The organism is Micromonospora arborensis, assembly GCF_003205615.1.
GTDB classification, from domain to species: domain Bacteria; phylum Actinomycetota; class Actinomycetes; order Mycobacteriales; family Micromonosporaceae; genus Micromonospora; species Micromonospora arborensis.
In genome coordinates this window covers 1-369 of record NZ_PYBV01000136.1, presented here as the reverse complement: position 1 = coordinate 369, position 369 = coordinate 1, and the positions used below count along the sequence as shown (strand labels likewise).

The following is a 369-nucleotide window of genomic DNA, read 5'->3' as shown; positions in this document are numbered from 1 at the left end:
TGGACCGTCGCGCCGATCAGCACCGGCCGGTCGAAGGCGTAGCCGACGGCTCGGCGCAGCGCCGCCGGGTCGGGGTTCCGCACCGGCCACCCGGCCGGTCGCCCCTCGCCGCAGTCGGGGTCCTGACGCCGTCCCGCCCCGCCCGCCACCACGACCCCCGGCGCGCTCGGACCCAGCACCCCGCGGGCGCCCGTCCCCTCGGCGGCCGGCGCGGCCCCCACGTTCGTGTGCACCGGCGGTGCGGCGGCAAGTCGACGCGCGGGGTGCACCAGCGGCGTTCCACCGGCGAGCGGGCGCAGCCCTTGGGGGCGGCGGGGCCCGAGCCGTACCCCAGCCCCCGCCGCAGGCACGAGGACCGCGACGTCACCG

General features: G+C 81.3%; 1 protein-coding gene. It reads right to left on the bottom strand.

What is annotated here, in order from left to right; all coding sequences use genetic code 11:
* Positions 1–369: glycosyltransferase family protein (locus tag C7C45_RS33150; RefSeq protein WP_208641533.1), on the bottom strand; the 369-nt coding region annotated here is incomplete at both ends.